This is a genomic window from Paenibacillus ihuae (genome assembly GCF_001368795.1).
Lineage (GTDB): Bacteria > Bacillota > Bacilli > Paenibacillales > Paenibacillaceae > Paenibacillus_AQ > Paenibacillus_AQ ihuae.
The window spans coordinates 2,275,957-2,282,823 of sequence record NZ_LN831198.1 but is presented as its reverse complement, the minus strand read 5'-3'; the positions used below and the strand labels follow the sequence as shown (position 1 = coordinate 2,282,823).

Below are 6,867 nucleotides of genomic sequence, written 5' to 3'. Positions count from 1 at the left end.
AGCAGGGAGGGTTCAGTGCCACGGCTGCAAAGGGGTAACACCCGGCCGGTCTCTGTAAGAAGCTCTCACCAATCACTTCTCTCTCTGGTCAGTCCTTGAAGGATATCATGTCTTTGGTCAATGCCTTGGATATGGTGTTGCTGGTTACATAATACTGAACCGTCCTCCGAAAAGTCAAGAGCAAATCTAAAAATCGGTTTCATTCCGTTTTATGTGTTGCATAAAACCGCTGGCCAATTTCATCGTCGTCACAATCTGCTAAAGAGTAAACTCCGTCAACTTCTTTTATTATTTTGGGTCTTTTCAATCCATACACCTAATCATGGTAATACAAACAAGACTTTCGATTATCCGCTTATCAGGATTCCCATATTATATACAGAATGAACGATGATAACGGTCCAGAGGGAGTTTGAACGCTTGAATAAATATCCCAAAACAAGTCCAATGAAGAATACTTGGATAGCACTTGATAGGAAGTGAGAAGCAGTTAACCCATTTGCATACCATATTCCGAAATGGATAGAAACAAATAATAACGCTGTCAACACGTTCGCTTTATGAAAATTCATGTACTCCTTCATCTTTTGAAGAATGAAACCTCTAAATACAATTTCTTCTGTCAATCCTGCTAACAATACAACATTTAGCCATTTGTGTAACCCTAAACCAAAAATAAAAGCCCCCGTACCAAAAAAATTAACTTTAATCCAGAAACATCCCCCCATAATCATGCAAACGATGATTACCAGTCGAATGCCACGCAACCCGTTCCCATTAATTTTTAAGTATACGAATGGGTTTAGCCCGTTAACAAATCTTATATATCCCATAACGGGGCAAATCCATACAATAACCTTCGTGACTGCTGACAGAATTGGAAATTCTGAACGAAACAGTTGCCCGAATGACAATTCATAAAGAAACCATATCAAGTTAAACAACAATAAATAAACCCATAAGTATTTAAAGTCTCGACTTGTTAACAATGACAAAAAAACCAACTCCTGACCGTTGAATAAACCCTAAATACTAAACTTTGACAAACGTAAGCTATCAAAAGTATTTGTTATTTAACCAAGCAAGGTAGTTGCATTATTAGAGAGACTCTAAGCATCTTCATGTTCGCGCCCCCTTAGATTCACCACTTTCTTCTTAGAGGAATTCCTATGGTATGCGTGCAATAATCTCCTGAATCTCCTCTACGGTGGAAGCCATGTAATCCGCGCCGCTGCTGGACAATTCCTCCTCCGAACCATAGCCGAACAATACACCGACAGAGGCTACGCCGCAGCCTTTTGCCCCGATGATATCATGCTCACGGTCCCCTATCATCAGAGCCTCTTCCGGAGCAATGGCGTTCTGGTCCAGCACATACTGGATCACCTCACGCTTTTTGGAGCGAGTTCCATCCAGATTACTGCCTGCTACATGCTTAAAATAACCGTCCAGCCCGTAATACCGGAGAATTTCTTCGGCAAATACGGTTGGTTTCGACGTAGCGACATATAACGTGTATCCCATTCCCTGCAGTGCTTCCAGCAGCTGTGGAATACCGGGAATGACGCTATTTTCGAACATCCCAATTGTGCTGTAGCGTTCACGGTAATAAATAACCGCCTGAGCGGCCTGTTCCTCCGGTAATCCCTGAATCTGTACAAAAGAATCATACAGCGGCGGCCCGATATACGGGAGCAGCAGATCCAGATGAGCTACCTCAATACCGAACTTGTTCAGTGCATATTCGACACATCTGGTAATCCCCTCTTTTGGGTCGGTTAAGGTACCGTCCAAATCAAATAAAATACTCTTCAGCCTTCGGTTCATTTCGCCCTGCTCCCCTCAGAAATTCATATCTTTATATTCCATCCTGCTTCACTTCACAGCTTGTTCAATCATACCCCCGTTTCTACATACTTTCCACATACATATCCATTAAGATCAGGGAGTAAGCTAATTTGCTATTGGAGGATGTAACATGAACATGACACATTATATGTCCCTGCTTGCTGACAACCAGCCGTGGAATCTGATTTTATTTATGGCAATTCCCGTTATTTTTGCAGAGACGATAACTGTAACCGAGTTTATTATTTTGTTCACCAAAAAACTAAACGGACCGCTGAGAGCATTCAACCGGGTATGCAGCATACTTGCCGGTCTTTATTTTACCGGAGTGTTTCTCTACCTGTTCCCGACTGCATTTGTACCGCTCACAGTGAACGGCGAATGGCATACCTGGGTCGATGTTGTCGCGGTTGGTTTTTACTTGAGCGGGGTGATTTTCCTGCTGCCGCTCGCACTGCTCGATCTTGGCCTGATCGCCCGCAAACGTCCGGAGGAGAGCAAGCTGAAGCTGCATTTTATGCTGATCAGCGGTTTCCTGGTAGTCGCACATATCGCGATGATTTTCGGTATGGTCAACCCGGAGATTATTAACGGAATGGCAGGCATGAACCACTAATCACTCTATAAATTCTTATTTCAAAAGAGCAGAGCCCCTCCGGTAACCGGAAGACTCTGCTCTTATTGATTTCGGGAAAATCATCTTGGATTATGATCCGATTAGGGTGCGGAACAAAACGCACTGCGGCTATATTAGCCCTCCAGTACAATTGGTTTAAGAATGTTATATGGAGGACAAACAAGATGAATGAGCTGTATATTGCAGAGCGTATCAAGGAATTTAAAGAAGATCCGGAATCGGTGTACAACACCTGGTTCCTCAATAATAATGATCGCTTGAAGGCTTTCCGCACAATCAGGAACGGACTGACAGATGTAATCGGGCATATTGAGCAGCGGACCTTCGGCAATGACTATAAAGGCTCCGCACTGGAATTTATCATGTCAGCGATCTGTGAACAAAAGCAGGTCTTTGACGGAGCCGCCCATGCATTTTATTGGAAACCTAAACTCCGCATCCCGGATATTTATGAGAATGAGGTGAATCAGCTTGCGTTTGGACGTTTTCTAAAGGCCGTACTGCATACCAGCCAGGAAAAACTGCTGCTTGCGGAAATTCACAGGCTGGACAGCTTGCAAATCAAAGGCCTCGGACCAGCCGTTGCCAATATCCTGTATTTCCTGCATCCCACCCTCTTCCCTCCGTTTAATACTGCGATTGTCCGAGGATATAATGAACTGCTGGGCCAGAAGATCAAACTCGGCTCTTGGAGCGCTTATCTTGATATGCGGGCAGGATTGATAGAATTGAACGAATCCCAGCGGTCACTGTTGTCGAAGGATCTGGGAGCGATAGCCGGTTTCATGTTCGAAATAGGTTCGGGCCGTCTGATTGTCAGCGGTATGCCGATAGAGTCCTTGAAACCGACGCAGCTAAACGGGAAAAGAGCAGCATTAAACGTCATCAAGAGGTACTGAGCGATTTCCGGGAGGAAACAGAGCATAGCGAAATGCAATATCATCTCGCGAGACTTGGCCGCTCGCTGGGATATAAAGTCTGGATAGCGCAAAACGACCACAAAAGACAATGGAACAACAGGGCACTCGGGGAATGGTCACTTCCTGTACTGCCGCCGCTGAATGTGCCTAAAGCTGCCAGCGATACAATCTCATTCATAGATGTTCTCTGGCTGGATGCTGAGGACGGCATCGTTTCCGCCTTTGAAGTCGAGAAAAGCACCTCTATATATTCGGGTATTCTCAGGCTGCATGACCTAGCCTTATCGTTAAATCATCCCGAATGCCATCTCTTTCTGATTAGTCCTGATACCCGTGAAAGGGAAGTCCAGGCTCAACTGCTGCGCCCTTCTCTTCAGCAGGACAAGATACGCAACCTTTCTTATGTTCTATTCTCTGATTTGCGCTGTGATTGTGATGCCATGTGCAAGTACGGACGTTCTGTAGAGGTACTGGATAAGATTACCAGAAAACCAGCTGCAGGCGGAGCTGCATCAGAAGTAAGTTAGTCCCTTAAATGAATCAGCGGCAGTCACGGACCGTAAATAGGCCCTGAGCTGCCGCTGTTTGATTTAGCTTAAAGAGTCTGCTTTATTTTCTTACCAGTACGGATAATTCACCTTCAAACACCTTTTCATCGGATTGATTATAGGTCGAGAGCCGCACCGTAACGATCCCGTTCTCATTCTTCTTCTCTATTACATCTATGACTTCTACTATCGTTTGTAATTCATCTCCCGGGAACACCGGTTTAATAAATCTAATGTTATTCATCGCTGTTCCGGCAATAACATCGTCACCATAGCTGCCCGTTTCCACCCAAAGTTTGAATGTCACCGCAAGGGTCTGAATGCCGGAGGCGATGATGCCGTTAAATCTGCCCTGCTTGGCTTTCTCTTCATCCAAATGCATATATTGCGGGTCAAACTCGGAAGCGAAGCTCGTAATGTTCTCTTTTGTTATGGATAAAGACTTTGTTCTAAACACTTGGCCGTTATGAAATTCATGAAACCGCATGGATTCACCTCATAGTTGTAATGGTATCTGAACTTCATATTAGTGCAAATTGATAGAACGAATCAAGTTAATCCTCCAAATAGTGAAAAAGGCCTTATTGCTCCAGAAATCAAGAGATATAAGGCTATAAGGATGGCTCAACACTAACATCAGTGCTAGACAGCAACAGAAATAAAAAAAGTAATTAGCATCTCAATAAAGGGATTCTCTCCCTCTATTTCAATGACCGACGCACCATTTAGGAGATTAGTGGGAATTATGCCCGCTAATCTTGGAGATATTCCCTATGGAAGCATGTAGTGAGAATATTATAGGGATAATTTCCCTCTAATCCCAAAATAAATTTGTTTCATTCGTAATTAGCAGGCGTTTTTCCCTCTAAACTCTCAAAAGGGCAAATCCTGAGTCCGTGGAAAAGATTCCAAGACAAATTTATTTTTCACCAGTGCTTCGAAATAAACGTATCGCGGCCGGACTGTTCACGGTCCTCTTTGTAATGTTTCGGATTCTTTTTATGATAATCCTGATGATATTCTTCAGCCCGGTAGAAGACCGGCGCAGGGAGAATTTCCGTCACGACCGGATCTTCGTATCTGCCGCTGGCCGCTACCTGCTCTTTGGAAGCTAAGGCCGCTAAACGCTGATTTTCGTTATAATAAAACACCGCTGTGCGGTACTGGCTTCCCCGGTCCTGAAATTGTCCTCCGTCATCTGTCGGATCAATCTGTGGCCAGAACAGCTCCAGCAGCTTCTCATACGGAAATACTTCCGGATCAAATGTGATCTGTACAACTTCGTAGTGTCCGGTTGTTCCAGTCTTGACCTGTTCGTAGGTCGGATTCTCAACGGTACCTCCTGCATAGCCGGACACAATCCCGTGTATACCCGGCAGCTCCTCAAACGGGGTGACCATGCACCAGAAGCAGCCCCCAGCAAACATCGCCTCTTCCATCACTCAATTCCCTCTCTCTGTCTATCATCATTAATATTAAAGCGCATGATATGAAGATAAGGCTAAATGTCTATAAAGTCAATTTGAGCGAAGTCCGTTGGCGGATGCTGGAATCCTCTGATTTCCTGATGAACTGTAGATGCCTGCGATGATTTCAAGTGCTTTGATCGCTTCCCGGCCGTTCAGCCAGAACTCCCGCCCCTCCCGGATATGGTCATAGTAATTATGGATTAACCGCTGATGTCCTGTTCCCCAATACGATTTACCTCCGGTAGCTGCAGTACCAGGCTCACACAATAGCTGTTCACGGCCGTCTTTCCATAAATAAAGGCAGTCCCGGCGCTGCAGCAGGGTTCCATGTTCAAACACCAGCTCCAGCTCTACGGGTGAATTGACCGAATAGGCATTGGTGCCGTAGAAAAGCCCCCGCACCTGGTTGCTAAAAGTGATGCAGGCATGGGCGCTGTCTTCTACCTCGATTATCCCGTCCAGCACATCTGTACTCACACTTCCGTTGACTGAGGAAATCTCACCGCCGAACCATTGCAGCAGATCCAGCGTATGAATCGTCTGATTAATCAGGACGCCGCCGCCTTCTGTGGCCCATTTCCCCCTCCAGCCGCTCTCCGCATAGTACTGTTCACTACGGTTCCAAGTGACTACGCCCTTCATACAGAGCAGACGCCCAATCGTCCCGTGATCTATTGTCTGCCTGATCTGTATGGAAGGCTCATTATAACGGTTCTGGTATACGACACCAAGCTGTCCTTTGCTATGATCAGCTGCTTCCAGCATCCGCTGTGCAGAAGGTACATCGATGGCCAGCGGTTTTTCGGTTAAGACATGTTTGCCTGCGTTCAGGAAATCAATAGCCATCTGTGCATGAAGGTAATGGGGCGTACACAAATGCACAATGTCAATATCTGTTCTCCCCAGAATCTCATGGTAGTCCTGCACAACCCCGCAGCCGTACTGCTCTCCGAAAGCTTTTGCTTGATCAGCATCGCTATCGGCCGCAGCCAGCAGCTGTGCACCATCCATAGAGGCAATCGCCTTAGCGTGAAGCGGAGCAATGGCTCCGCAGCCGATAATAGCTGCTCCAAGTGTAGTCAATGTTAGCACCATCCGTTCTTAATGCGCTTCCGCTATGCTATTTAAGTGTACCCGGCGTAAGATTAATTGCTTGAGCCTGTGCTATCAGACACAGCTCCGCTGCTTTGAAGACATGCTCCTGGGTCATTGCCAGCTCGCTGCGCTGCAGACAATCCAGGATTAATTCTCCGAAGAAGGGATAGCCCACTTGGCCTGCAACATGCTCATAATGCTCGCCCTGTCCGTCTACCCAGTAGACATGGTCTCTGGCATCGGAACGGGCAATATCACTGTATTTGCGCAGCTCGATATACCCTTCGGTCCCCATAATAATCGTCCGGCCGTCTCCCCAGGTTCCAAGTCCCTCCGGCGTAAACCAGTCC

At 46.1% G+C, this 6,867-nt stretch carries 8 protein-coding genes and 1 pseudogene; 3 read left to right on the top strand and 6 right to left on the bottom strand.

Annotated elements, in window-relative coordinates:
• Window positions 1–347 precede the first annotated feature (347 nt).
• A complete protein-coding gene (locus AQR02_RS32390) occupies window positions 348–734 on the bottom strand; it encodes a CPBP family intramembrane glutamic endopeptidase (protein WP_159067730.1) in 387 nt (128 codons plus the stop codon).
• A 433-nt stretch (window positions 735–1,167) separates the two neighbouring features.
• Window positions 1,168–1,827, bottom strand: a complete 660-nt coding sequence (locus AQR02_RS10310; protein WP_054940488.1) for an HAD family hydrolase — start codon at window positions 1,825–1,827, stop codon at window positions 1,168–1,170.
• Between the two features lie 151 nt (window positions 1,828–1,978).
• Here AQR02_RS10310 and AQR02_RS10305 point away from each other — a divergent pair, with 151 nt between their 5' ends.
• The 3 genes from AQR02_RS10305 (at window position 1,979) to AQR02_RS33960 (ending at window position 3,932) form a co-directional block, all read left to right on the top strand.
• Window positions 1,979–2,464 (top strand): DUF6803 family protein, encoded by a 486-nt coding sequence (locus AQR02_RS10305; RefSeq protein ID WP_054940487.1) that lies wholly within the window; start codon window positions 1,979–1,981, stop codon window positions 2,462–2,464.
• 185 nt (window positions 2,465–2,649) lie between these two features.
• Entirely contained in the window at window positions 2,650–3,384 is a 735-nt protein-coding gene (locus AQR02_RS33965) for a hypothetical protein (RefSeq protein ID WP_245237285.1), read from the top strand.
• Between the two features lie 32 nt (window positions 3,385–3,416).
• Window positions 3,417–3,932, top strand: a complete 516-nt coding sequence (locus AQR02_RS33960; RefSeq protein ID WP_245237284.1) for a hypothetical protein — start codon at window positions 3,417–3,419, stop codon at window positions 3,930–3,932.
• Between the two features lie 82 nt (window positions 3,933–4,014).
• Here AQR02_RS33960 and AQR02_RS10295 read toward each other — a convergent pair whose 3' ends face one another.
• From AQR02_RS10295 to AQR02_RS33955, 4 genes and pseudogenes are all read right to left on the bottom strand, one after another.
• Window positions 4,015–4,440, bottom strand: coding sequence for a MaoC family dehydratase (locus AQR02_RS10295; protein ID WP_054940486.1), 426 nt, complete (start codon window positions 4,438–4,440; stop codon window positions 4,015–4,017).
• 439 nt (window positions 4,441–4,879) lie between these two features.
• Complete coding sequence (gene msrA, locus AQR02_RS10290; protein WP_054940485.1) at window positions 4,880–5,392, bottom strand: peptide-methionine (S)-S-oxide reductase MsrA; 513 nt, start codon at window positions 5,390–5,392, stop codon at window positions 4,880–4,882.
• 78 nt (window positions 5,393–5,470) lie between these two features.
• Complete coding sequence (locus AQR02_RS10285; RefSeq protein WP_054940484.1) at window positions 5,471–6,517, bottom strand: Gfo/Idh/MocA family protein; 1,047 nt, start codon at window positions 6,515–6,517, stop codon at window positions 5,471–5,473.
• Between the two features lie 25 nt (window positions 6,518–6,542).
• A pseudogene (locus AQR02_RS33955) lies at window positions 6,543–6,867 on the bottom strand (Gfo/Idh/MocA family protein); the annotation flags it as partial.

What these genes read in the sequence shown, in the direction of transcription:
- AQR02_RS32390 (WP_159067730.1), bottom strand. Translation starts at nt 734, where the DNA reads ATGATTATGGGGGGATGTTTCTGGATTAAAGTTAATTTTTTTGGTACG.
- AQR02_RS10310 (WP_054940488.1), bottom strand. Translation starts at nt 1,827, where the DNA reads ATGAACCGAAGGCTGAAGAGTATTTTATTTGATTTGGACGGTACCTTA.
- AQR02_RS10305 (WP_054940487.1), top strand. Translation starts at nt 1,979, where the DNA reads ATGAACATGACACATTATATGTCCCTGCTTGCTGACAACCAGCCGTGG.
- AQR02_RS33965 (WP_245237285.1), top strand. Translation starts at nt 2,650, where the DNA reads ATGAATGAGCTGTATATTGCAGAGCGTATCAAGGAATTTAAAGAAGAT.
- AQR02_RS33960 (WP_245237284.1), top strand. Translation starts at nt 3,417, where the DNA reads ATGCAATATCATCTCGCGAGACTTGGCCGCTCGCTGGGATATAAAGTC.
- AQR02_RS10295 (WP_054940486.1), bottom strand. Translation starts at nt 4,440, where the DNA reads ATGCGGTTTCATGAATTTCATAACGGCCAAGTGTTTAGAACAAAGTCT.
- msrA (WP_054940485.1), bottom strand. Translation starts at nt 5,392, where the DNA reads ATGGAAGAGGCGATGTTTGCTGGGGGCTGCTTCTGGTGCATGGTCACC.
- AQR02_RS10285 (WP_054940484.1), bottom strand. Translation starts at nt 6,517, where the DNA reads ATGGTGCTAACATTGACTACACTTGGAGCAGCTATTATCGGCTGCGGA.